Consider the following 23,031-nt stretch of genomic DNA (forward strand, 5'->3'; position numbering starts at 1 on the left):
AGACTTCGTTAATTTGGATTAATTGGGCTCATCCCCGCATTGTCCGGCCAGGGATGAGCCAAAGGTCTCATCATCCGATGCCCAGACAATACCGCCCCGTTTGCCCGGAACGAGCTCAATGGCCTCCACCTTATGGGAAGGGAAACGGCGGAGAGGGACTAACGTAGAGCGCTCTAGCGATGGCGTCATGGGACGAGGTTGGCGAAAGGGAAATTGGCCCACAATATAGGTTGCTGATTGAAAGGGACCTTGATCTCCAGGGTCACTGGCCGCCGTGATATATAGAACTCCATCTGATGCCATCTTCACATCAGAAACGTGACGGACTTGCTGCAGGGGCCAAGGGACCTGAAAGGACGTAGAACCCTCAGCTACTATTTTTGCCTTTTGGGGGTAATATTTGCCCCAAAAGAGGATGCCCGGTTCGGCATCTTGGCCACGATGAGCCCATACAGCGATTAGCTGGTGATTGATCTGCTGAAGAGCAAACCCTTCAATATTGGTCAGTTGAGTATGGGGAGGGATTTGCACGGTATGGAGCACCGTTACAGTTTGGGTTTGTGGCTCTAATCGCAGATGATAGGCCAGGCCCAAGCTAGTGACGGCCAAAAATTCTGCTTGATCCGTATTAGGAACCACCGTCAACGCTTCCAGATCGAGGGGAGGCGAATGATCTGACGGCCAAGCTAGGGACTGATAGGTCACCGGGCCATGGGCGGGAACGTTAAGTAAAGCCAGGCGAGGTTGGTCTAAATTGCCTTTATTGTCGTGAACCGCTAGAAACTGGCACATTTCTGCCTGTTGGCTGACTAAAGCTAGACCGCTGATCCCCTTCCGCTTGCCTGGCTGAACGGGTCGCCATTGCCTAGCCGGATTGGCATTGGCAGCGTATCCCCACCCACTACCTAGCATTACCGCTAGGAGATGGGCCAGTACCTTTTTTTGACTCAACAGTTTCGTGGGGACCATATGGATCAGGTTGGGTGGATGATTACTGGGGTGTCTTGTTAGGACTGGTCTCTGGGGCGGCCTCTTCAGCAGTGCCTGCGTCTGAATCGACAGCAGGAGGATCTTGGCTGCCAGATTCTGCTGGAGTATCGGCCGCAGGGGGAACTGGATTGTCAGAGTCCGTTGGCGCGTCAGACGCAGGGGGAGCTGTAGGGGCATCTCCTCCGGGAAATTGACCGCCCATAAACCCTCCTAATAGCGAGCCAGACTTCATCAGTTTTTGGACGGCGGCTAAATCAATTTTCAACGTTTGAGTAGGATACGCCTCCAGGAAACTCAAAATCCCTAACCCGTCTTTAGACGACGCAGCACCAATTAACGCACTTCTGAGAGCTAGTTTTTCGGCTCCACCGGGCAGAGACGTTGCCCCAGCAATTTTGGAGAGCAGTTGATCACCTTGGGGAGATCGCAAGATCTTATCTAGGACCACCACATTAAGCGGAACCTTAAACTTGAGCCCCCCCAATAGAGACTCTCTTTCCTGTTGACCGACAACACTTAACACAGAAGCCAGATCAGGCGGGGCACTCCCCGTTTCCAAGAGTTGACGGAGGTCTGAGACCGCAATGGAGCGACCAAAGGGACCATAGCTGACGGTAATTTTTTCGGCTGCCCGACTGGAGGAGGTCGCACAGCTCAACCCCACTAGCATCAAGGCGCTAGAGAAGGCACAGAGTAAACGGCGATAATAACTCATAAAGGCTTTTTTCCTTTGATGCAAGGGAAATATGTCTGAATTGGGTTGTATTTTGGGTGACGCAGCTTACGGATGACCCATACAGCATGGTCAAGTATGCAGGAAGGATGCAATTCGGTCAACGGCTGAAATCAGGGTGTCAGGATCTTGGACTAAGGCAAAACGCACATATCCTTCTCCAGTCTTTCCAAACCCAGCCCCTGGGGATGCAGCCACGCCTGTTTGCAGAACGAGCTGCTTACAGAATTCGACTGACTGATGGTGCCAAGGTTCCGGTAAAGGAGCCCAGATATACATGGTGGCTACGGGAGCGGGGACAGACCAACCGATCTTGGCTAGCACGGCAACAAAGACATCTCGACGGTTTTGAAAGATCGATAAGGTTTGCTGAATGCCGGAGGCTCCTGTTTCTAGAGCTGTGATGGCACCCCTTAAGATGCCCTGATATTGATTGAAATCAACAACAGCCTTAATTTTTCGCAGGCTAGCAATCAGGTCAGCATTACCGATGGCATAACCGATTCGAAATCCTCCCATACTGTAAGACTTGGAAAAGGTGAAAAACTCAATCGAACAGCTGCGATCGCAATCTGCTTGCAAAACGGACGGCATTTTTTGATCCGTGAACACAAAATCTACGTAAGGGAAATCGTGAACGAGGACCAAGTCATGGGCTTGGCAAAATTGCACGGCGTCTTGAAAAAAGGATAGAGGTGCGATCGCAGTGGTGGGATTGTGCGGATAACTCAACACCATCATCCGCGCTTTCTGAAGCACTGCATCAGGAATCTCACTCAACACGGGCAGAAACTGATTTTTTGCGAGTAGAGGCATGCCATATATGTCCCCACCTGCCAAATAGACGCCTCCCGCATGGGACGGATAGCCAGGATCTTGGAGTAGGGCAATATCGCCCGGATTAAGGATCGCAAGGGGTAAATGGGCCGTTCCTTCCTGAGAACCAATCAGGGGCAAGACTTCGGTCTCAGGGTCGACGGGTAGTCCAAATTGCTGCTCATACCAAGCAGCCACGGCCTGTCGAAAGGAACGGGTGCTATGAAATAACAGATACCCATAGGTAGCAGGATCGTATAAGGATTGACTAATCGTCTCCAAAATGGGGGCGGCAACCGGCAAGTCTGAAGATCCTAGGGACAAATCAATCAGGGATTGACCCGCATCAAGGGCTTGGCGCTTCGCCTGATCCATGTCCGCAAAGACATTGGTTTGGAATTGTTGGATGCGATCAGCAAATTTCATTGACAAAGGTCGGCTCGCCCGACACCCATAAAGGGCAAGGACTAACGGTTGGCATCAATCTTTGCTTAGTTTAAGTTGAATTCTTGACCAGTGAAAGACGTTTGCCCAGCCACCGTCTCCGAAATCCAAAATATTAACCTTAGGCAGTGCTCATTGAGGCAGTGCTGAATCCCAATTCCTGTCTCTGGAACCAAGACCTATGCAACGGTATCCAACCCCATTAGGTCATAGAGCCAGCCGATAGCCGCCATGTCTTAGCTATAGAGACATGGCGGCTATATCCGAAAATCTGAATTTAAATTTGATCTAATTTATTGCGTAATTCTTCTAATTCAGCGTCTACAGGGGTTTGTTGTTGAGGCGTATCAATCGGTTCAGTGCTAGCGGCAGGTAAGGCTTCCGGTGCAGCAGGTGTTCCTTCTAAAGCGGGTGGCTCCGACAACTGCGCTTTTAACATTGCCAATTCTGCATCTACATCACTCCCGGCCTCTAAACTAGCAAATTGACTTTCTAAAGTATCGCCCGCCAATTCAGCGACCGCTTCGGACTGGGCTTCCATTTGCATCACTTTTTCTTCCATCCGCTCAAAAGCGCCAATCGCACCTGAGGTATCGACTCGGCCCATTGCCTTATTGATTTGCTCACTGGCTTTGGCAGCTCGAGCCCGAGCTTTGAGCATTTCTTTCTTGGTCTTGGCCTCCGCAATCTTGCTCTCAAGCGCTGTCATGTTGCGCTTGAGCGTTGCCACTTGGTTGGTGGATTGGTCCAACTGTGTTTTGAGGCCATTGGCGGTATCGGTAAAGCTTTGCTTGCGAGACAGGGCTTCGCGAGCCAAGTTTTCATCCCCTTTTTGAAGGGCGAGTTGGGCACGTCGATACCATTCAGAAGACTGAGTTTGGGCTTGATTATATTGCTGTTCTAACCGCTTTTGGGCAGCGATGGATTGGGCAACGGCTTGGCGCAACTGCACTAAGTCTTCACGCATATCCTCAACGGTTTGCTCCAGAATTTTTTCTGGATCTTCAGCTGAGCTGACAACTGCATTGAGGTTTGAACGAACAACCCGACTAACGCGGTCAAATAATCCCATGACTCGGTTTTTCCTTAAAACAATGAACTTCTATGACAATTTCTGATGCTCGGTTAAGTGAAGCTTTGAGGGGCAGCGATATCAGGACAAAGGCAAACGCCTGTTGAATCAATATGATCTACCTTTTTATGGTACTTGGCTTCTTTCTGGATTGAAGCGAAATAAACAGGGTTTTAATGATATTCAAACTAAGGTTGAACAGTCTCAGTTTACCCACTTCAGTTTCGTTGCTACGCAATGCCGAATGGAAGTTAAACCAACTTCTCATGCGATCTCGCAGAAATGCCAAATTTTGAGTTAGATCTACTGATTGCATTCTAACAATCTCAATTCTGATTCAAGATGTTAAGCAAAAGACCATGCTTTTTTGGTCACGGTTCAGAGGGGCGAAGTATTTTTGTCCAGACGTGATAATCCAGGCAGTCTTGGAGGCGAGGTGTAAGGAGATCCAACTGTTGCCTATCCGCTTTTGGCTAATACCACTGCCCCAAAACTGAGGGCAATCAGAAATACAAGCAGAATCGGCAGGAAGACCAGCAGACCGTCCTGGTTAAAGCGGAGGGGTTGATTTTGCGATCGCATCAGTACAACCATCCCGCCTACACCCATCATCACCCAGATAAACCCAAAACCGAGAAACAGTGCAAAAATTTGATCTGACATGATGGGTCTAAGATGGTTTGCAAACCACGTAAGAAAGAGTAATGACGACCCAGCTAGCTTGAGTCTTGAACCGATCGACAAGGTTTAGCAGGATCTATCGGCAATATAACCCAGGACGCTAGTGCAACAGACAATGGGCATACTGAGTTGCCCGCTGCATCAACAGCTCATGGGTAGACCGTTCAGGCTCATCTGGCCCCGGACGACGTTGAATAAAGGTGCCATCTGGCTGTAAATCCCAAGCTTGGCGATTGTCCGACAGCATAATTTCTAGTAACTCCCGTAGCTCTGCCACTAAGGCTGGATCTTCAATCGGGACAACGGCTTCGACTCGACGATCAAGGTTTCGGGGTCGCCAATCTGCACTCCCGATCAGAACCGTGGGCTGCTCCTGGTTATGAAAATAGAAAATGCGGTCATGTTCCAGGAATCGGCCAATAATGCTAATGACCCGGATATTCTCACTAATCCCTGCTAAACCGGGTTTGAGGCTGCAAATCCCCCGGACAATTAGATCAATGCTGACGCCTGCTTGGGAGGCCTGATAGAGGGCGCGAATAATTTTGGGATCAACCAGAGAATTCATTTTGGCGATGATTCGGCCTGAATTCCCCTGGCGTTGATGGTCCACTTCACGATCAATTAATTCCAGAATGCGATCGCGCAAATTCACGGGAGCTACCACTAACTTGCGATAGTTCTGATGTCGGGAAAAACCCGTCAAATAATTGAATAAATCCGTCAGATCCGCCCCTAGCTCTTCTCGGCAACTCAACAACCCCAAATCAGTGTAGAGGCGAGCCGTTTTGGGATTATAATTGCCCGTCCCGATATGGACATAGCGGCGAATTTGCTTATCTTCGCGTCTGACCACCAGAGCAATTTTGGTGTGCGTTTTAAGACCCACTAACCCATAGACCACATGAACCCCCACCTTTTCGAGTTTCCGGGCCCACACAATATTATTCTCCTCATCAAAGCGGGCTTTGAGCTCGACGAGGGCCACCACTTGCTTGCCATTCTCTGCCGCTGCAATCAGACTACTGACAATTGGGGAACTGGTTAATCCACTGTCCCCTGCTGTTCGATAGAGGGTCATCTTAATCGTCAAAACATTCGGATCATAGGCCGCCTGCTTGATAAATTTTTGCACCGTCGCCGTAAAAGAATCATAGGGATGATGGACCAACAAATCGCCACCCCGAATCACCGAAAATATATCGGTTGGATGCTCTTTGATACTTTTTTCAGGATGGCCATTCACACTGGCAACGGGGATCTCTAGCTGCTCCACCTTACGTAAACGTGATGGCACAATCGGTGTCCAGGGAGCCTGCTGAAGGTGAGAGAACGGTAAGAATGCTAACCCCATCAAATCGTTTAAGCTCAACAACCCTTCAATGCGATACACATCGCTTTCTGTTAGGCCCAACTCCCGCATTAATGTCTGGCAAATAAAATCGGGCGTTCCCTCTTGAATCTCCATCCGCACCACGAAGCCGAAGCGCCGCTTCCGCAATTCTTCTTCAATGGCCAATAACAGATCGTCAGCTTCATCTTCTTCCAGTTCTAAATCGGCATTCCGAGTGATCCGAAAGGGATAGCAAGCTTGAATCGCCATCCCCGGAAATAGAAATTCCAGATTATGGGCAATCACTTGCTCAATGGGAACGCCACTCCATCGACAGACCGAACCATCGCAACTGTCTTCTGGAAGTTCGATAAACCGCGGTAACATACTGGGCACTTTGACGCGGGCAAAATGGCCGTCTCCAGTCTGGGCATCTTTGACCAAAACGGCCAAATTCAGACTGAGATTAGAAATATAGGGAAATGGATGACCTGGATCAACGGCCAGGGGGGTTAGCACTGGAAAGATTTGCTCCAGAAAATATTGATGTAAGAACGCAACTTGCTGAGGATTAAGGTTCTCGTAATCTAGGAGGCAAATATTGTTCTTCTTCAGCTCTGGTTTGAGAAACTCCGTAAAATATTGGTGTTGCTGGTGAATTTCCGGCTTGAGTTCACGGTGGATGGCTTCCAGTTGAGCTTGAGCTGTGAGGCCATCAAGGGAACGCTGGGTGACCTGAGCTGCGATTTGCTGCTTGAGGCCAGAGATGCGAACCATAAAATACTCATCTAAATTGGAGCTGTAAATCGCCATAAACTTGAGGCGTTCGAGCAGTAAAGTCCGCTCGTCAAAGGCTTCATGCAGCACCCGTTGATTAAATCTCAACCAGCTGATTTCGCGATTGAGATAGTAGTCAGGATGGTGCAAGTCAATATCAGCCGAAGCGGATGTAACGGTGGCGTCCTCGACCCTGTCCCTTGCAGGCTCCTCAGCCCCCTTACCGTTCGTTTGGGCTATTTCAGCTAGACGGTGGGCCTCGGCTCGAGTGACGGAACTGCTGGGTGTGGTAGCGTCAATGTTTAAGTGTTGACTGAGCGCGAGCACCGCTTTGGAACTCAGTTGAAGTTCCCGTGCCAACGTGTAAATGCGAACGGTGTCATTACCCATGGATTTGAGTGGTCTGGTTGGATTAAAGATTGAGGGATGGGGGGACTGTTAGGGTTAATGGGAGGGGCTTTGAGCTTAATTCTGCGACGTGTAGGTAAAAAATACGTTAAATCGTACCTCACAATTGCAGCGATCGTTACATAGACTAGAGCCTAGAGCCCGTTGAACCCTCCTTTGCCAGATGCACAATCAGACAGGGCGAATACATTGCACCAAAGGTCTCGTGTCATGCGTCATTTCTGATCCTAATCGATTCATCCATGGACATGGGACTGGTGTTGAAGATTTGCCGGTCGGCTTTAAATGTGAACAGGGGGACAGACTCGACTTTTTTTAAATATTTTTTGACAAAAGTAAAGATTGATAGTGCGGGTCTGAATATGCCGATGCTATATTTGGATCACTGCTGGGGGTATCCACTGTTTACAGTGGTCTGATTTGAACATTTCGTTCTAATTGATTTCGCTACATCTGACTCAACAGCAGGTAGAACACCATCATGGTCCTTACTCACCCTAATCTAACCATGCCTTCTCACAATTCTGATGATTCACTCTCAGATAGTGAATTGATTCAAACCTTTGTTGAAGGGTTTGTGCAAGGTCGCCCCGTTTTATTGTCGAACGCCAATCTACGGACAGAGCCTCTGTTTGGCAGTATGCAGCTCATTGACAACAAGGAAGGGGTGATCTCTACGGCGAATATGAAACAAGCGCCGATCTCGGCTAAGATTCGCCCCATCTCGGCCTATTGGAATGTCCTCCATGACGCCATGACGGGTCAAAGTTTTTATCCGTTAGCCAAAAGCGAGCAAAGCGATTGCTATATCTATCGTTATTGCCCACCATCCGAGAATCATGAGATGCACTGCACCACCGCCAAGGAGTTGTGGAGAGTGTGCTGGGGACGTGGATATAGCGTTCGCTCTGGCATTCCCTTGGACCTATTGGTTTGGGGGCAAGGCCCCACCAGCCATCGAGAAAAATGGCATTCTCTCAGGGGGATGGAATGTGAAAATGGCCAACTCGTCATTAAGGTTCTAGGTGGAGCCATTCGAGTGTCGAGTCAAGATTTAGTCGTCTGGGCTCGGCAAGGGTCCAATGGTCGGACTGCGCCGAGTGGTAGCTATCAAGATCGTGAAGGTCGTAGCCCCCTTCGCTCCGGGATGCGTGGATATCTCCGATTGCGGAATTAACAGTGGATGGCATTGGCTGCAGTCAGTGATTATCTGCTTCAGCCCGGAACTGGCAATCCGCGGAGAGCCTAGAACGTTCCCTGAATCTCAAGGGCTTGTTGGACTTGGGGATTATAGAGTCTCAAATAATTCCAATAATTTTCCAAAACAGACTTGACATAGTTTCTCGTCTCAGGGAAGGGAATCTCTTCCACAAATATATCCACATCGGTGATGGGCGTTTGGTTTACCCATTGATCAACATTGCCAGGTCCGGCATTATAGCTTGCGATCGCAAGCATGGAATTGTCGTTATAGTTCCGATGCGTGTAGTCCAGATACCAGGTGCCAAGGTTGATATTGTCCTCAACCCCATCGATCTGATAGGTTTTCAGACCAGCTTTCTGACTCACCCATTCGGCTGTTTCTGGTAGCACCTGCATCAATCCCACAGCCCCCGCCACAGAGCGGATTTTAGGCTGAAAGCGAGATTCTTGCCGCATCAGGCTGAGCACTAGCAAGGGATTGAGATTGCGCTGATTAGACCACTGACGGATGGGCGCGAAATAGGCCAAGGGAAAGAGGGCCTGTGCAAAGCCAGGGTGGGTTTGCCATTGACTGACCAGATCCTGTGGATCTGATTCTTCACGCGCCCGAGTGTCTAGATTAGCCAGCATATAGATGCCATCTAAGTAATCCCCCACGCCTAGTCGTAATAAACCATCCGTCAACTGCTCGGATAAGCTAGGCTGCTGGCGATTGCGAAACTCCCATTGCCAGCGTTCCCAAGCGGTTTTATTCTGTCCTAATTGGTACAGTTCTTGCAGGGCCGGTGATCCTGATGCTAAGGGGAGCGGCGAGCTTGGAAACTGAATTTGGGGCTGGAAGGAGCGGATTGAATTAAAGTCGCCCACCGCCCAGCCCGACAGTACGGCTGCTCGCCATGCGTAGTAGGAATCAGGATAGTTTTTCCACAGGGTTTGAAAGGCGGTTTGACGGTCTTGGGGAGAGGATGCCCACTTCCCGGCCCAGAATACCGCTGCTGCTGCCTGGGGACTGTTGGGGTTTTGGTCTTGGATTTGCAAGGCGAGTTGACGTGCATCTGCTAAGTTACCCGCTTTACGCTGTTGCTTCACCTGTTGCCAACGCAGGGCTGCTGCAACGTCGGTTTGTGAAAACTGTTGTAGCAAGGTTTGCTGAAAAGATTGAGCGGGCTGCTTGGCTTTCTGTAATCGTTGAATGCGCTCCCAGAGAATTTGGGCCGCTAAATTGGGCTGCTGAGTTTGACTCAGCTGCAAGGCGCGATCGTAGAACGTAGCAGCCTGGCTCAGGTCTTTCTCCAGACTGGCGAGCTTGCTGAGAGCCAGGGGGGTTTCCTTTGCTTGGGGATAGGCCGCAATCATTTTTTGATAGGCTGCGATCGCGTCTTGTTTCTTCCCCCCTAACTGCAATCCTCTCGCTGCTCGATAAGCTGTTTGAGGCGTTTGAGGGGCCTGGGCATAGGCCAGTGCCCCTTCTTTGTACATCTGCTTTTCCCAGTACCCAAAAGCGATCATTTGCCAATCGGAGGGCTGGAGTTGGGCCTTGAAATTCGTGGTTAGTTGGGTCAAGTAATCTCCATAATTGGGGAGAAACAGGCCATGCTCGGCAATTAACCGCAGCAGCTTCAACTGTTTGGGGGTCTGTTTGAGTTGTTCGACCGCGATATCTACGGCTCTGGGATGGACCGGAACGTCGGTCAGGGCCTGCTGCCAAAACTCCGGTTTTTGTTTGCCTAGTACAAATAAGGCTTCTGCGACCGCCGGTTCTTGAGGGTAGTCGGCCACAATTCGCTGCCAGGTCTCCTGAGCGGGTTCGGTTTGTCCAACTTGGGTTTGGGCCTGGGCTTGCAATACAGCAATATGACTGGCGAGCAGTGGGTAGCGTGCTTCTAGACCCTCTAACCAGCGTAACGCTTCTTCCCCTTGCTGCAGCTGAATCAGGTCTGCAGCTAAAACGTACCGGGCCTGATTTCGCTCGACAGGCGTGCCTTGCTGGGCGAGCTGCCGAAGAGGGTCAAGACGTTGCGCCGCGGGCAGCGAACGGAGGGCAACCAAAGTGGAACTGACGGGCGAGACTTGTTGCGATCGCGGTTGCTGATTTGTTGATTCCAGTTTGGGTTTGAGAAAAACCCAAGCTAGGCCTAAAACTAGGGCCGAACTGAGTCCCATTGAGATCAGCCATGGGGCGATACGTTTGAACAAGGATCCTAACGGACTGGGAGAATTATCCATGGGGATAACAAAGGTTAAAAAATAGGAAAGCTCATTGCATTCTAGAAAATTATGCGATGACCAGTCCCGATTCCATTGCGTTTAGTGACTGATCCCGCCAGGCGGAAGGTGAACCAATTAAGATGAATAGAGAAAGCCGCTCTAATTTAGGCTGAGGAGCCCCCGTGAATCTTAATCAATCTCAGCGGATATCCCTTGGCATATCTGCCCTCCGATCCTGGTTCACCTTTATTTTAATTTTCTTGCTCTTGGGCTATGTTGGCCTGGGTTGGCTGCTGAAATCTTTGCTGGTCTTGTTTGGCTTAATTCTAGTTACCCCTATCCTTTTGTTTGTAGGGCTTCGCTGGTGGCTAGGACGGAATCTTATTCAAGGCACTTGCCCGTCTTGCGGGAATCCCCTGACGGGGTTGAAAAATACGCAAACAACCTGTCCGTTTTGCGGCCAGTCCGTTGCCGTCGAGAATGCGAATTTTCAGCGTCCGACTGAACCCGGCACCATTGATGTGCAAGCGGTTGATGTCACTACAGTTGACTAGTGCGGCTGATGAGCGCTGCGTTAGGGAACTAGTTCGGGTTGCAGTTCAGGCTCACAATTGACGGTAGTCGGGTCTAGGGAGATAAGGGCTTCGGTTGCAAAGTCAATGGCCCAAGCCCGGTGAGTGGTCAACCTATTGGCTTGCTCGCGGACGACGGCGAGTATCCCTGCTCGGTTTTGATCGACCTGTTGACAGCCTTGGCTGAGGGCCAGCTCGTTGGGGCGGAGTTTAGACAAGGGCTTAATTTGCACCACTTTCCATACCGCCCGTTGTTGATCGGTATATCGCACCAGGCGTTGCAGGAAAAAGTATGATCCTTCTGTGCGATCGCACACCACGACCCCATACTCATACGGTCCTTGTTTACCCAGAAGGGCATCCGCATAGCCCTGGCAAAAATCTGCGGGAAGGTCGGTATATTCTTGACCTTGGATACCCAAACAGGCTTGCACAGGCAATGGCCCCAACGCTAAACCACTAATCATCCCCCATCGGCAGCATTGCCACAATAGCGGTTTAGGGTTATGGAAAGCGACGCCAAGCTTTTTGAACAGAGCCACCATCATTCCTCTTTTGTGCAGATCACCACAACTTGTCCAGTCTGAATTGCCAAGGTGGACATACCCTTGCAGTCAAAACATTACTGGTCAAAGCTGCCAGAGTCAAAGTTCTTGTTGGGCCAGAGATCGCTTTTGTCTTGGATCGGGGAAAACTAGGACTAGGGATGATTCTAGAGTTTTAAGCTCTATTTTGCCAACAAAGTATTTGTATCATACCCCTCTCGTTTCCCCATTCGATGACGGCTTCAGATTGTATGTGACAGGGTTAGCTTCCAAAAATGGTCTCTTTTACGCCATTTTTCTAGCCTTTCGTCCTTATTCTGTAAGAATACCCCCCAGGAGCAACCAGTGATCAAGCAGCGCAATCAAGACAAAATTAGAGTAGGTGAGGTCCTGCTGCAAAAAGGATTGATCAATGCAGCTCAATTGAAAAATGCGTTAAGGACCCAACGGGCTAGCCACCAAAAATTGGGGGAAGTCTTGGTACAGCAAGGGGTGGTGACCCCCAAGCAAGTTCGGCAAGCCTTAAATGAACAATTTTTTCGCAATGTGATTGCCACCTGTGTGGTGTCCGCCAGTGCGCTCTTACCTAGCTTGCCCAAAGTAATGGCTCAACTGCCAGATGTGCCAGACTCCAGTGAGCGTCACTCTCATCCTTTAGTATTAGGACATGAGATTGGGGGAGGAGAACCGGACTCGACCATCAGTGATGTAACGACTTCACCAGCGTCTCAGATCCATTACCCTGCTTTTGTGCAGTCCCCGTTACCTAAAACGGCGTCCGTCTCTTCACCGCTGCGAGGTTTTTGTCATCCATTGAATGGTCAAGGGTGGCTCAGTCAAGGCATTCGCGGCAGAACGCATCAGGGACGGATGGAATTTGCCTATGATTTAGCAACCAGTATTGGTACGCCCGTCTATGCCATGCGAGCAGGTAAAGTCATTGCCGTTCAAGACAAGTATCCTGATACTGGCGGGGGTAAAGAAAATATTGCTCGTTTTAACTATGTTTGGATCGAGCATGATGAAGGATATCGCTCGGTCTATGTCCATCTTCAGCAAGGATTTCGACAAAAAGTGTCCATTAAAGCGGGGGACTGGGTAGAAGCGGGACAGTTGATTGGCTATAGTGGCAATTCTGGCTGGAGTACAGGACCCCATCTGCATGTCGAAGTCCAAAAGCCCAGCCGCCAACGAAAGTTTACTAAAACCGTCCCGTTTGCGATCGCAGGGGCCTGTCACAATGATCAATTAGCCCGCACCTTGAAATAAGAGGATGGGGCACTTTCTCACTATCCCCGAGTGTTCACTCTCAACCGGACGCCCTGTAGTGGAGATATGAGCCGATTGTCCCCTCATCGTTTCCCTGGCATGCACTTTTTCAGGCTGGCGCAACTGCAAAAATTGGTTTTAGACCCCAAACCATGCTTGGGAACCCTCGGTGTTAGCCTCGCCGTCCTCAATCTCAGTCTGGCCTGGATTCACACCCGCAACGCGGATCTCGTTGCTATCATGGCGCTTTGCTGGATTATTCCGGCGTATTCCCTTTGGACGCGTCGGCAGTCGTTGGCGATCCGCCATGAACCTTATTCAACCGTAGCTGGTTGTTTATTCCTGGCTTGGGCGTTATACAAAGGCTGGGTCATGGTTGATTATGATCCCTTTCTGCGGATTCAGCCGTTTCTGTTTTGTTTAGGATTGGGCTTGATCGCCTTCAGTGCTAAATACCTGCAAGCCTATGGCAAAGAGTTAGGGGTGATGCTGGTTCTGGCGTTGCCAGAAGGAATATGGGCTCAATGGACCGATCAGCTGATCAATATCAGTGATGTGGCTGCCCAATCTACCACTGCGCTGTTGTGGTACACGGGGTTTGAGGTTAAACGCCAAGGTGTATTTGTCCTATTACCCGCTGGCGGGATTGAGGTCTATCGGGGCTGTTCAGGTCTAAAGGCCATGCTAGAGCTGTTCAGGCTGGCCTTAATCTTTTTGGTGATGGTGCCGACAACCCTGCTGGAAAAACTCCTTGTGCCGGTGGTTGCTATTAGTTTGGCCTACGGTGTCAATGTGATTCGGTTAGGGGTGATGACGGTACTGGCTGCGTCTGACTACCAAGATGCATTTCACTATTGGCATGAAGGGGAAGGATCCAATGTTTTTCCGGTGATCGCCATGTTACTCTTCGCCGGATTTTGCATGTTTCTATTGCATCGAAAGGAGTATCCTCAGCCCATCTCTCACGCTCAGGTCGAATCGGTCGATCGGCCGCCCTGGGTGATCGTTGCATCGGTGCTGATCGGTGTGATAGTCGTGGCTTCAGGTGCAGCCTGGAAGACTCTAAATCGTGAGGGTCAAGCCTTTGCCTTTCCTCGGCAGGTTCCGTTGCCATCAGCCCAATTGGTCCAAAGCACATCCTTGCCTGGTCAAAGGCGGAACGCCTACTCAGAAATCTTGACCCAACACCAATATCAGTATCAGGCTCGCGGTCACCGGGTGCAAATTCAGATGAGTTATGTCACCGGGACAATGGGAGATTTGGGAATATTTTTGGCCAATTATCCCCTCAATGGTCAGCGGCTAAAGACCCAGCCAAACCTTCAGATCCGTCAGCAAGGAGCCAATTTTTACGCGCTTTACACCCACCGCAACCAAGCCTATCTCAGCGCTTGTTTTGATCCGGGCGGCCTATCTACTGTTGAAGAGGGACAGTTTATTCAAAATTGGAATAGTCACTTGTATCTCTTAGGGCGCGACTACATTGACGATCGCTGCCTCTGGACTCATATGTCTATTCCCTTAAACCAACAGTCTTCCCAGCAAGCATTCTCTATTTTGGAAGAAAACTGGGTATCCTGGCAGAAATGGTGGCACAATCGGGTCCCTAGACTGGGGACTCAGTAAGCAAGACGCTTAGTCTGCAAGACCCTTAGTAAGTTAGGCGTCCCGTTCTGTATCATTGTCCCGAGCGAAAATGGATGATTCATGGAAAATAAACCGTCTGCCGCATCACCCAGCAAAAGTCAATGGTTATCCACGTTTGTCTTACGTCTAACAGGCTATGCGCTGCTGCTGTTAACCCTGGTCGACACGCTGGCCACGATCTTGCCGCCTCAACTGCTCGATCCAGCCTGGGAGCTAGAAACAATCGGTCGATTGGTTGAGCGCTCCCCTGTACCATTGATTGGGTTTGCATTAGTGGCATCAGGTGGGCGTCGGTTTCGCCAATCTTTGGATCGATTGTGCTTCAAAGCGGTTCCGGCGCTTGCTATTATCATTGGTCTTGCTTATTGTTTGATGATCCCGTTAGGCATTTCGGATAGTTTGCGCTTAAGTAATCAGCATCAAACGGCTAGCGAAACCTTGATTCAACAGGCCGCTGATATTCAAAAATTGGAACAACGTTTAAGTGAGGCACCCGCATCAGACGTAGCGGAATGGGCTCAAAAATTTCAACCGAATTTGGCAGAAGGGCAGAATCAAGCGGAGATCAAAGCTGGTGTATTGGCTCAGCTTAAAGCTAACCAGGCGAGTTTAAACGCTCAAATTAGCCGGGCGTCTCAACAACCCGCTCAACTGCAAAAACGGACCATCAAGTGGCTGGTGGGAGCTTTGGTTGCTGGGCTGTCTTTTCTATATATTGGAAATACCGTTCGTCAATTTCCCCCAGTCAGGATGAAGTAAGGGTGCTCAACCCCACGGCTCTCAAGTGTTTACATCATCGGCGTCGCCAACTTGCCCAGCAGATTGATCAGCCCGTCTTACTCTGGTCAGGAGTGTCAGTTGCTCGTAACTTTGCTGCCAATTGTTTTCCGTTTCGAGCCAGTAGTCATTTTTTATACTTTGCTGGTTTACCACTTCAGAACGCTGTGATTGGCTTAGAAGCAGGTCAGCTCACGCTCTTTTGGGATGAGCCGTCACCAGAGGTGGCCTTATGGCATGGCCCCGCTTGGAGTCGGTCAGCACTCGCAGCTCAAATCGGAGCTGAGGCCCATGCGCCTTTATCGGCCGTTCCCCATTGGGCCAAACAGGTGGCCTCACTTCCAGCTTCGACACAAGCCTGTCGCCAACAGCAGTCGGAATGGCTGGGACGCACCGTCCTTGAGAATCGCTCCTGTGAACCTGCGAGTGAATCAGCGAGGTCTGATTTACAACTGGCCCAAGCCATGGTGCAACTACGCCTGCAACAGGATGACTTTGCCCAAGACCAGTTGCAGCAAGCCGCTCAAATAACGGTAGCAGCCCATTTACAGGGGATGAAGACAACGCTGTCCTGCCCATCGGAGGCTGCCCTTCGTGCTGAAATTGAATCAGTGATGATGGCGCATCAATGTCCCACCGCCTATGCCAGTATCGTGACTGTTCATGGCGAAATTCTCCATAATGATGTCTATCCCCATCCCCTAGAGCCAGGCGATTTGCTGCTGGTAGATGCAGGGGCCGAGACACCCTTAGGGTGGGCTGCCGATGTCACTCGCACTTGGCCTGTATCCGGCTGCTTCTCATCCACCCAGCGTGATCTCTATGACATTGTGCTGGCCGCTCATGATGCTTGTATTGCCCAGATCGCCCCAGGCTTAGAGTATCGTGATCTACATCTATTGGCGGCTCAGATTATCGCTGCGGGACTGGTCGATGTAGGCATTCTTAAGGGATGTCCTGACGAACTGGTCGAACGAGATGCCTATGCGTTATTTTTCCCGCACGGCATTGGGCATTTACTGGGGTTGGATGTGCATGATATGGAGGATTTAGGGGATCTGGCGGGATATGCGCTTGGGAGACAAAGATGCGATCGCATGGGGCTCCGCTACCTCCGTTTAGATCGTCCTTTGCAATCTCATATGCTAGTCACCATTGAACCGGGCTTTTACCAAATTCCCGCTCTGCTCAATCAGCCGAATTTGCGCGAGCAGTATCGAGATTGCGTCAATTGGGAGCGCCTGGCCCACTTTAGAGACGTGCGGGGCATTCGCATTGAAGATGACGTCTTAGTCACACCAGAGGGAGGCCAGGTCTTAACGTCCGCTTTACCCACCCAGGCAGCAGCAGTGGAGGCCTGTGTGCAGGCTTCAAAGTCTTAATCGATAGGACTTTGTGGATGTTCTGTCCCTAGCTTGGGCATCGGTTCTTGGAGAAAGCAGTTCTAAACATTCCGACTTCCTGGTACTTTGAAAAGAAGGTCCTCGGGCCAAACCGCCTCTCAGAACAGCAGACCACCTCCGCTTGGCTGCGATGTTCCTCTGATCCTTTCGATGCAACTGTATCCATGCGAATTGCCTTTTTTACTGAAACCTTCCTGCCCAAGGTCGATGGAATTGTCACCCGCCTCTGTCATACGGTTGCTCATTTGCAGAAAGATGGCCATCAAGTATTGGTCTTTTCTCCTGACGGTGGCATTACTGAATATAAAGGCGCCCAAGTTCACGGGGTTTCAGCTTTTCCGTTACCCTTGTATCCCGAACTGAAGTTAGCACTGCCTCGTCCCTCCATTGGTGATGCTCTCTCTCGCTTTCAGCCTGACTTGGTGCATGTGGTCAATCCGGCAGTGTTGGGATTGGCCGGATTGTTCTTTAGCAAGATGCATCGCATCCCTTTGGTGGCGTCCTACCACACTCACTTGCCCCACTATTTGAAATACTACGGCTTGGGGATGCTCGAAGGAGTGTTGTGGGAAATGCTTAAAGCGGGGCATAATCAGGCCCTCTTAAATCTCTGCACCTCGAATGCCATGGTGGAAGAACTGGGGGAGCAAGGTATTGAACGTCTGGCACTTTGGCAACGAGGGGTTGATATCGATACCTTTCAGCCTGAACTTGCCTCGGATGACATGCGGATGCTACTCAGCCAAGGGAATTCTGACGATCCCTTATTGCTCTATGTTGGACGACTCTCGGCCGAAAAAGAAATTGACCGGATTAAGCTGATTCTTGATGCTATGCCCTCAGCGCGTCTGGCCTTGGTGGGGGATGGTCCCTATCGGCAAGAGCTGGAAAAGCATTTTGCCGGCACTAAAACTTATTTTGCCGGATATATGTCGGGCAAGACGTTGGCTTCGGCCTTTGCCTCAGCCGATTGTTTTATGTTTCCATCTCGAACGGAAACCTTGGGCTTGGTGCTACTAGAAGCGATGGCAGCGGGATGCCCCGTGGTGGCGGCTCGCTCTGGTGGGATTACTGACATTGTGGAAGATGAGGTTAATGGCTATCTCTTTAACCCCAACGATGATCAAGACTTTATTCAAGCGACCCAACGCTTGCTCAACAACTCCGACGAGCGGGAAACCATCCGTCGGAATGCCCGAGTAGAAGCGGAACGCTGGGGTTGGGCGGCGGCGACGCGGCAGTTGGAAGGTTATTACCAAACGGTGCTAGAAAAGCAACCTAAGTCGAGCGTAATTCGAACCCCCTCTTCTGCTACTGTCTCCTCCAAGTAGCAGTGCCTCCTGCTCCTATGTCAAAATAATTATCTGCAAATAGGTAACCCGCTATGTTTGAAGCCCTATCCGATCGGCTTGAATCAGCCTGGAAAACCCTCCGGGGTCAGGCTAAAATCTCGGAGTCGAATATTCAAGATGCCCTGCGCGAAGTTCGACGAGCGCTGCTGGAAGCCGATGTCAATCTGCAGGTTGTCAAAGAATTTATTGAAGAGGTACGGGAAGCATCCTTGGGGGCCGAGGTAATCGCAGGTGTCCAGCCGGATCAGCAATTTATCAAAATTGTTCACGATCAGCTGGTCGAGATTATGGGGGCCACAAACGAGCCCCTAGCCGAATCTAATCAGCCGCCGACCGTGATTTTAATGGCGGGTTTGCAAGGAACGGGTAAAACCACTGCCACAGCCAAACTGGCACTCCATTTACGCAAGCAAGAACAAACGGCATTACTCGTCGCCACAGACATCTACCGTCCAGCAGCCATCGACCAGTTGGTAACTCTGGGTGAGCAGATTGATGTGCCGGTCTTCCAACTGGGAACAGATGCCAACCCTGTTGAGATTGCCCGCCAGGGTTTAGCGGCGGCCCGCGAGCAAAATGTGGACACAGTGATTGTGGATACCGCCGGTCGTCTGCAAATTGACCCGGAAATGATGTCTGAGCTGGCGGACATTAAAAAAGCGATTAAGCCGGACGAGACCTTGCTGGTCGTCGATGCCATGACGGGTCAGGAAGCCGCCAATCTGACCCGCACCTTTCATGATCAGATTGGCATAACCGGGGCCATTTTAACCAAAATGGACGGGGATACTCGCGGTGGCGCAGCCCTATCGATTCGCCAGATTTCTGGTAAACCGATCAAATTTGTCGGGGTTGGGGAAAAAGTTGAAGCCTTGCAACCCTTCTATCCCGACCGGATGGCCTCTCGGATCCTGGGAATGGGAGATGTGCTCACCCTGGTGGAAAAAGCCCAGGAAGAGATCGACATTGCCGATGCCGAAAAAATGCAGAAGAAAATTCTGGAAGCGCAATTCGACTTCACAGATTTTCTCAAGCAGATGCGGTTGCTGAAGAATATGGGCTCTCTGGGCGGGGTGATGAAGCTAATCCCAGGGATGAACAAGCTGTCTAGCTCTCAGCTCCAGGAAGGGGAAACGAAGCTGAAGCAGACGGAAGCGATGATTAACTCTATGACCAAGGAGGAACGCAAGAACCCCCAGTTGCTCTCCAACTCCCCGAGTCGGCGTCGCCGGATTGCCAAGGGATCTGGCTATACCCAAAACGATGTCGGTAAGTTAGTGACGGAGTTCCAGCGCATGCGTTCGATGATGCAGCAAATGGGACAAGGGCAGATGCCAGGGATGTCTCCCGCTGGGGCTGGCAACCCGATGATGGGGGGCGGTCGCCCCAGTCGCGGGGGTTGGCGAGGCGGAATGGGTAAGAAGAAGAAAAACAAGAAGAGAAAAGGGTTTGGCGATTTGTAGGGGTGGGTCATGCATCATTGCGAATAATGCTGTTGATGCTGATAACGTCTCCTAGGGCTAATGTGTTGCCTGTCCCTTGTGGAATGCGTGTATTAACCGCCAAGCGGTAGAAATGATTGAAGCGTGCTGAATTTACCCAGTCTGGCAGAGCTTGCTTTCGATTTTGAAAAAAGGTCTTTTGGAATTGAGGGGTTGCAACACCTGTTTGAGAATGACGGGTAGGGACGATGCAGCGCTGACAAGGATTGACGCCTTCTAGAACCACGGACCCAATTTGAAATTGAACCAGATGGTCTGCATCAGCGAAGAGCTGATCTTCCCAAAAAGCTGGTACACCGCCTATCTCTAGGTTGGTACGCAGGCGACGACGTAGTTCTGTAACGGTCAGATCGGGGTACCAATTGGCGACCGCTTCCAGGGTCGCTGTACTAATCAGAGTCGGGCCGGGGGAGTCGGTATCGTCGGGAAAGCCTAATGCTGAATTGTGTTGAACCTGGATCTCAAGCTGAAAGAAGTTGCTTAGCCATGCTTCTAAAGCGCCGCGTTCTTGGTCGATATGGAAAGTTTGAGGATTGGTATTAGGGGCTTGTAGGGTTAGGAGTTGGTAGTCGTTGGAGAATTGCGATCGCAACTGATGAATCTGGGCAAATCGTTTACCATTCACCACTTTTCCCTGGCGATCAAAGCAAGCATATTCCCGATCATGTTCTAGGGCTCCACTTGCCAAAATATGAGCGGATTGGACCGTAACGCCATCTAAAGACTTAAAAGGATACAGATCAATTCTGGCTAGGTGGGGCATCGACTTGGCTTAGCTCAATAATGTTGCCATCTGGATCGTGAACAAATAATGCAGCTCGGCCCGAGTGGCTTAACTGGTAGGTGACGCCGGCTGCTTTGAGCTGGGTTTGACAGTCCTCTAAATTGGCAACGGCCAGAGCCACATGGCGATTGCGTCCCCATCGTTCTTGATCGGCTTGTCGAGCGGAATAGTCTGGAGACACCATGATATGCAACTGTTGAGGACCGATTTGATACCAAGCTCCTGGAAAATCAAAGGGACGGGGACATTCTGTTAAGCCCAGCACCTCGCCATAAAACTGCCGAGAGCGCTCTAAATCTTGCACGAGCAAGGCTGCATGTAAAAACTGAGTTACCGTCATCAATCTTGTTTCGTCTCAGGTTGAAACTGGGTTTTCCAAATACTGATCAAGCTCACTGCGATCAAGGCACCCGTAATATCGATCATCACATCGATGGGAGACGCACCACGATTAGGGACAAAGCTCTGATGAATCTCATCAGTGACCGCAAAGATGGCTGAACCTAGAACTGCAAAGGGTAATACGAATTTCCAAGGTTGTTGGAACCCCCATGTCCCCATTGTGAAACAAAGGGTAGTGAGAATAGCATATTCCGTTAAGTGCGCCCCTTTGCGAACGATAAAGTTCAGGGTGTGTAGTTGTTCTGGGCTAAGGGCATTCAGCACGGCTGGAACACTCCAATCTAAGAAGGTTGTCAGAATGGATTGGGTCTGCTCGCCACCCCATCGCTGAGTGGAAAACTGGACCATGACCCCCATCCACACTGTCCAACAGAGCAGTGTAAAGCCTTTGGATGAGAAGAAAGTTCGATTCAATCTGGGTTCCTTGGTGTCAAGCTGTACGTATGGAGAGATTGCTCTATCCCCTTCTCTACAGCACTTATCCTGCAAGCAGAGTAGAGATCAAGCCTAGGTTGGGGATCGCTTTCTGTGTGAGGGATACAGAGTAGCAACGTTATAATGAAACGTTCCGCTGAGGCGAAATACCCCTCTTTTATGGCCTACGCTTGTGTCTCACTCTAACTCACCTTTACCCGTTACTATAGGCGTGTCTGGTGCATCTGGCTTACTCTATGCCGTGCGCACCATTAAGTTTTTGCTACGCGCGAATTATTCGATTGAGCTGGTGGCGTCTAAGGCCACTTACCAGGTTTGGCAAGCTGAACAAAATATTCGTATGCCCGCTGATCCTGTTAAGCAAGAGCAGTTTTGGCGTCAGCAAGCCGATGAATGGGGTGGAAAGTTAACCTGCCATGCTGCGACTAACGTTGGTGCAGGCATTGCCAGCGGTTCCTTTCGTACTTTAGGGATGCTGGTGATTCCTTGCAGTATGAGTACGGTGGCTAAAATTGCTGCGGGACTCAGTTCTAGCCTATTAGAGCGAACAGCTGATGTTCACCTGAAGGAACGACGTCCTTTAGTAATCGTGCCTAGAGAAACCCCCTTCAGCCTCATTCATCTGCGCAATCTGACTACATTGGCAGAAGCGGGAGCCCGGATTGTTCCTGCGATTCCTGCCTGGTACCACAACCCCCAAACCATCGAAGACCTAGCAGACTTTGTGGTCGCTCGGGCTTTAGATCAACTCGGAATCGATTGTGTGCCCCTGCAGCGTTGGCAGGGAACTGAACCGACTGCATAATGCTTAGCGGCTTATCAAAGAGAACTTAGCGGGTCTCGCGAACTTTGGCATGGCTACCTGGCCAGGTATCGTACTGGGGAAGGTCATCTGTAATGGTGAACCAAGGTGATTTGGACCCCACATAAATATGGCCCTCTGGGACATTGTGAGGCGCTTGATCTAGCCCCCCTAAGGGAACGCCGATTTTATCAGGGTCATTGTCATAGGTGCTGATCAGATTGGAGCCACAGACAGAGCAAAAATGCTTCACGACCAACTCAGACGAATGGTAGCGAGACAGCAGCTCTTCGCCTCTAATCCACTTGAATTGTTGGGCATTGATGGTGGCTCGGGTGCGAAAAGCAGCCCCATGCCAGCGCCTGCATTTTGAGCAATGGCAGTTAAAGATGGGACCTAGCTCGCCCGAAATCTCATAAGCGATTCCTTCACAGAGACAGCGACCACTTAGTTTTTGCATAAGCCAAAATAGTCCGCAGTCATGACTGCAGACTTGTGAATTGAAGATTCGTTAGGGCCTACTGGGGCAGATAATTCTGTAGCACCGACCAACCCGTCCAAGACACGGCTGTTAATGCTAAGAACAGCATGCCGTTAATACTGACATGGAGGGGCCGTGCCCAAGGCCGTTTAGGATGAACACGACTGGCAGCCCAAGCTGAGGCAAGAGTTAAGCCGGCCACTAATAAACCAGCAGGTAAATGGGATGAATGACCGGAGGTTCCCTCATAAGTGGAGGCACCTAAGATGCCAATGGTCATCAATTCTAAAATGGTTAGTACTAGCGTAATACCCAACCCATAGTGGATATAACGTAACCATCCCCAAGAAGCTTCACCGTGACGGAGTCGCAATCTTCGTAGGGCAATCCCTAGT

The 23,031-nt window shown here is 50.4% G+C and carries 22 protein-coding genes; 9 read left to right on the forward strand and 13 right to left on the reverse strand.

Annotated elements, in window-relative coordinates; genetic code table 11:
• Positions 1-18: 18 nt before the first annotated feature.
• The 6 genes from Q0991_RS09895 to ppk1 all read right to left on the reverse strand — a co-directional run bounded on the left by Q0991_RS09895 (position 19) and on the right by ppk1 (position 7,236).
• On the reverse strand, positions 19-969 hold the full coding sequence (locus tag Q0991_RS09895; RefSeq protein ID WP_299487894.1) for a hypothetical protein: 951 nt from the start codon (positions 967-969) through the stop codon (positions 19-21).
• A 22-nt stretch (positions 970-991) separates the two neighbouring features.
• Entirely contained in the window at positions 992-1,705 is a 714-nt protein-coding gene (locus tag Q0991_RS09900; RefSeq protein ID WP_299487896.1) for an alpha/beta hydrolase, read from the reverse strand.
• 90 nt (positions 1,706-1,795) lie between these two features.
• The gene (locus Q0991_RS09905; RefSeq protein ID WP_299487898.1) at positions 1,796-2,965 is read right to left on the reverse strand and encodes an LL-diaminopimelate aminotransferase; all 1,170 of its coding nucleotides are present in this window, start codon (positions 2,963-2,965) and stop codon (positions 1,796-1,798) included.
• Positions 2,966-3,260: 295 nt separating this feature from the next.
• Positions 3,261-4,055 (reverse strand): PspA/IM30 family protein, encoded by a 795-nt coding sequence (locus Q0991_RS09910; RefSeq protein WP_299487900.1) that lies wholly within the window; start codon positions 4,053-4,055, stop codon positions 3,261-3,263.
• A gap of 459 nt (positions 4,056-4,514) precedes the next feature.
• The gene (locus Q0991_RS09915; protein WP_299487901.1) at positions 4,515-4,718 is read right to left on the reverse strand and encodes a hypothetical protein; all 204 of its coding nucleotides are present in this window, start codon (positions 4,716-4,718) and stop codon (positions 4,515-4,517) included.
• Between the two features lie 118 nt (positions 4,719-4,836).
• Positions 4,837-7,236 carry a polyphosphate kinase 1 gene (gene ppk1 / locus Q0991_RS09920; RefSeq protein WP_299487904.1) on the reverse strand — a complete coding sequence of 800 codons (2,400 nt, stop codon included), beginning with the start codon at positions 7,234-7,236 and terminating at the stop codon, positions 4,837-4,839.
• A gap of 526 nt (positions 7,237-7,762) precedes the next feature.
• On the opposite strand from ppk1, the gene Q0991_RS09925 reads away from it, so the two are divergent.
• A complete protein-coding gene (locus Q0991_RS09925; protein WP_299487907.1) occupies positions 7,763-8,431 on the forward strand; it encodes a hypothetical protein in 669 nt (222 codons plus the stop codon).
• Positions 8,432-8,499: 68 nt separating this feature from the next.
• On the opposite strand, the gene Q0991_RS09930 is transcribed toward Q0991_RS09925, so the two are convergent.
• On the reverse strand, positions 8,500-10,683 hold the full coding sequence (locus Q0991_RS09930; RefSeq protein ID WP_299487908.1) for a transglycosylase SLT domain-containing protein: 2,184 nt from the start codon (positions 10,681-10,683) through the stop codon (positions 8,500-8,502).
• Positions 10,684-10,847: 164 nt separating this feature from the next.
• Between Q0991_RS09930 and Q0991_RS09935 the strand changes: the two genes are divergently transcribed.
• Positions 10,848-11,219: a hypothetical protein gene (locus Q0991_RS09935; protein WP_299487910.1), complete on the forward strand. Its 372-nt coding sequence runs from the start codon at positions 10,848-10,850 to the stop codon at positions 11,217-11,219.
• 20 nt (positions 11,220-11,239) lie between these two features.
• Here Q0991_RS09935 and Q0991_RS09940 read toward each other — a convergent pair whose 3' ends face one another.
• Positions 11,240-11,782 (reverse strand): hypothetical protein, encoded by a 543-nt coding sequence (locus tag Q0991_RS09940; RefSeq protein WP_299487912.1) that lies wholly within the window; start codon positions 11,780-11,782, stop codon positions 11,240-11,242.
• Positions 11,783-12,127: 345 nt separating this feature from the next.
• Here Q0991_RS09940 and Q0991_RS09945 point away from each other — a divergent pair, with 345 nt between their 5' ends.
• The 6 genes from Q0991_RS09945 to ffh all read left to right on the forward strand — a co-directional run bounded on the left by Q0991_RS09945 (position 12,128) and on the right by ffh (position 19,693).
• Positions 12,128-13,051, forward strand: coding sequence for a M23 family metallopeptidase (locus Q0991_RS09945; RefSeq protein WP_299487914.1), 924 nt, complete (start codon positions 12,128-12,130; stop codon positions 13,049-13,051).
• 66 nt (positions 13,052-13,117) lie between these two features.
• The gene (gene crtA / locus Q0991_RS09950; protein ID WP_299487915.1) at positions 13,118-14,677 is read left to right on the forward strand and encodes a cyanoexosortase A; all 1,560 of its coding nucleotides are present in this window, start codon (positions 13,118-13,120) and stop codon (positions 14,675-14,677) included.
• A gap of 81 nt (positions 14,678-14,758) precedes the next feature.
• Positions 14,759-15,457: an HpsJ family protein gene (locus Q0991_RS09955; protein WP_299487917.1), complete on the forward strand. Its 699-nt coding sequence runs from the start codon at positions 14,759-14,761 to the stop codon at positions 15,455-15,457.
• A gap of 2 nt (positions 15,458-15,459) precedes the next feature.
• Positions 15,460-16,857, forward strand: coding sequence for an aminopeptidase P family protein (locus Q0991_RS09960; protein WP_299487919.1), 1,398 nt, complete (start codon positions 15,460-15,462; stop codon positions 16,855-16,857).
• A 185-nt stretch (positions 16,858-17,042) separates the two neighbouring features.
• Positions 17,043-18,209, forward strand: coding sequence for a glycosyltransferase family 1 protein (locus tag Q0991_RS09965; protein WP_299487930.1), 1,167 nt, complete (start codon positions 17,043-17,045; stop codon positions 18,207-18,209).
• A gap of 53 nt (positions 18,210-18,262) precedes the next feature.
• A complete protein-coding gene (gene ffh, locus Q0991_RS09970; protein ID WP_299487920.1) occupies positions 18,263-19,693 on the forward strand; it encodes a signal recognition particle protein in 1,431 nt (476 codons plus the stop codon).
• Positions 19,694-19,700: 7 nt separating this feature from the next.
• Here ffh and Q0991_RS09975 read toward each other — a convergent pair whose 3' ends face one another.
• The 3 genes from Q0991_RS09975 to Q0991_RS09985 are packed head-to-tail and all read right to left on the reverse strand — an operon-like array spanning position 19,701 to position 21,332.
• Positions 19,701-20,495: an MOSC N-terminal beta barrel domain-containing protein gene (locus Q0991_RS09975; RefSeq protein ID WP_299487921.1), complete on the reverse strand. Its 795-nt coding sequence runs from the start codon at positions 20,493-20,495 to the stop codon at positions 19,701-19,703.
• Positions 20,473-20,856, reverse strand: a complete 384-nt coding sequence (locus tag Q0991_RS09980) for a VOC family protein (protein WP_299487923.1) — start codon at positions 20,854-20,856, stop codon at positions 20,473-20,475. The genes Q0991_RS09975 and Q0991_RS09980 overlap by 23 nt, the downstream gene beginning before the upstream one ends.
• The gene (locus Q0991_RS09985) at positions 20,856-21,332 is read right to left on the reverse strand and encodes a VanZ family protein (RefSeq protein ID WP_299487925.1); all 477 of its coding nucleotides are present in this window, start codon (positions 21,330-21,332) and stop codon (positions 20,856-20,858) included. Before Q0991_RS09985 ends, Q0991_RS09980 begins: the two co-directional genes overlap by 1 nt.
• A 193-nt stretch (positions 21,333-21,525) precedes the next feature.
• On the opposite strand from Q0991_RS09985, the gene Q0991_RS09990 reads away from it, so the two are divergent.
• Positions 21,526-22,158, forward strand: a complete 633-nt coding sequence (locus Q0991_RS09990) for a flavin prenyltransferase UbiX (RefSeq protein WP_299487927.1) — start codon at positions 21,526-21,528, stop codon at positions 22,156-22,158.
• Positions 22,159-22,183: 25 nt separating this feature from the next.
• Here the strand turns inward: Q0991_RS09990 and Q0991_RS09995 are convergent, their stop codons facing one another.
• On the reverse strand, positions 22,184-22,615 hold the full coding sequence (locus Q0991_RS09995) for a GFA family protein (RefSeq protein ID WP_299487929.1): 432 nt from the start codon (positions 22,613-22,615) through the stop codon (positions 22,184-22,186).
• A gap of 58 nt (positions 22,616-22,673) precedes the next feature.
• Positions 22,674-23,031: DUF4079 domain-containing protein (locus tag Q0991_RS10000; RefSeq protein WP_299415374.1), on the reverse strand; the 358-nt coding region annotated here is incomplete at its 5' end.

Source organism: Acaryochloris sp. IP29b_bin.137 (assembly GCF_028285745.1).
Lineage (GTDB): Bacteria > Cyanobacteriota > Cyanobacteriia > Thermosynechococcales > Thermosynechococcaceae > Acaryochloris.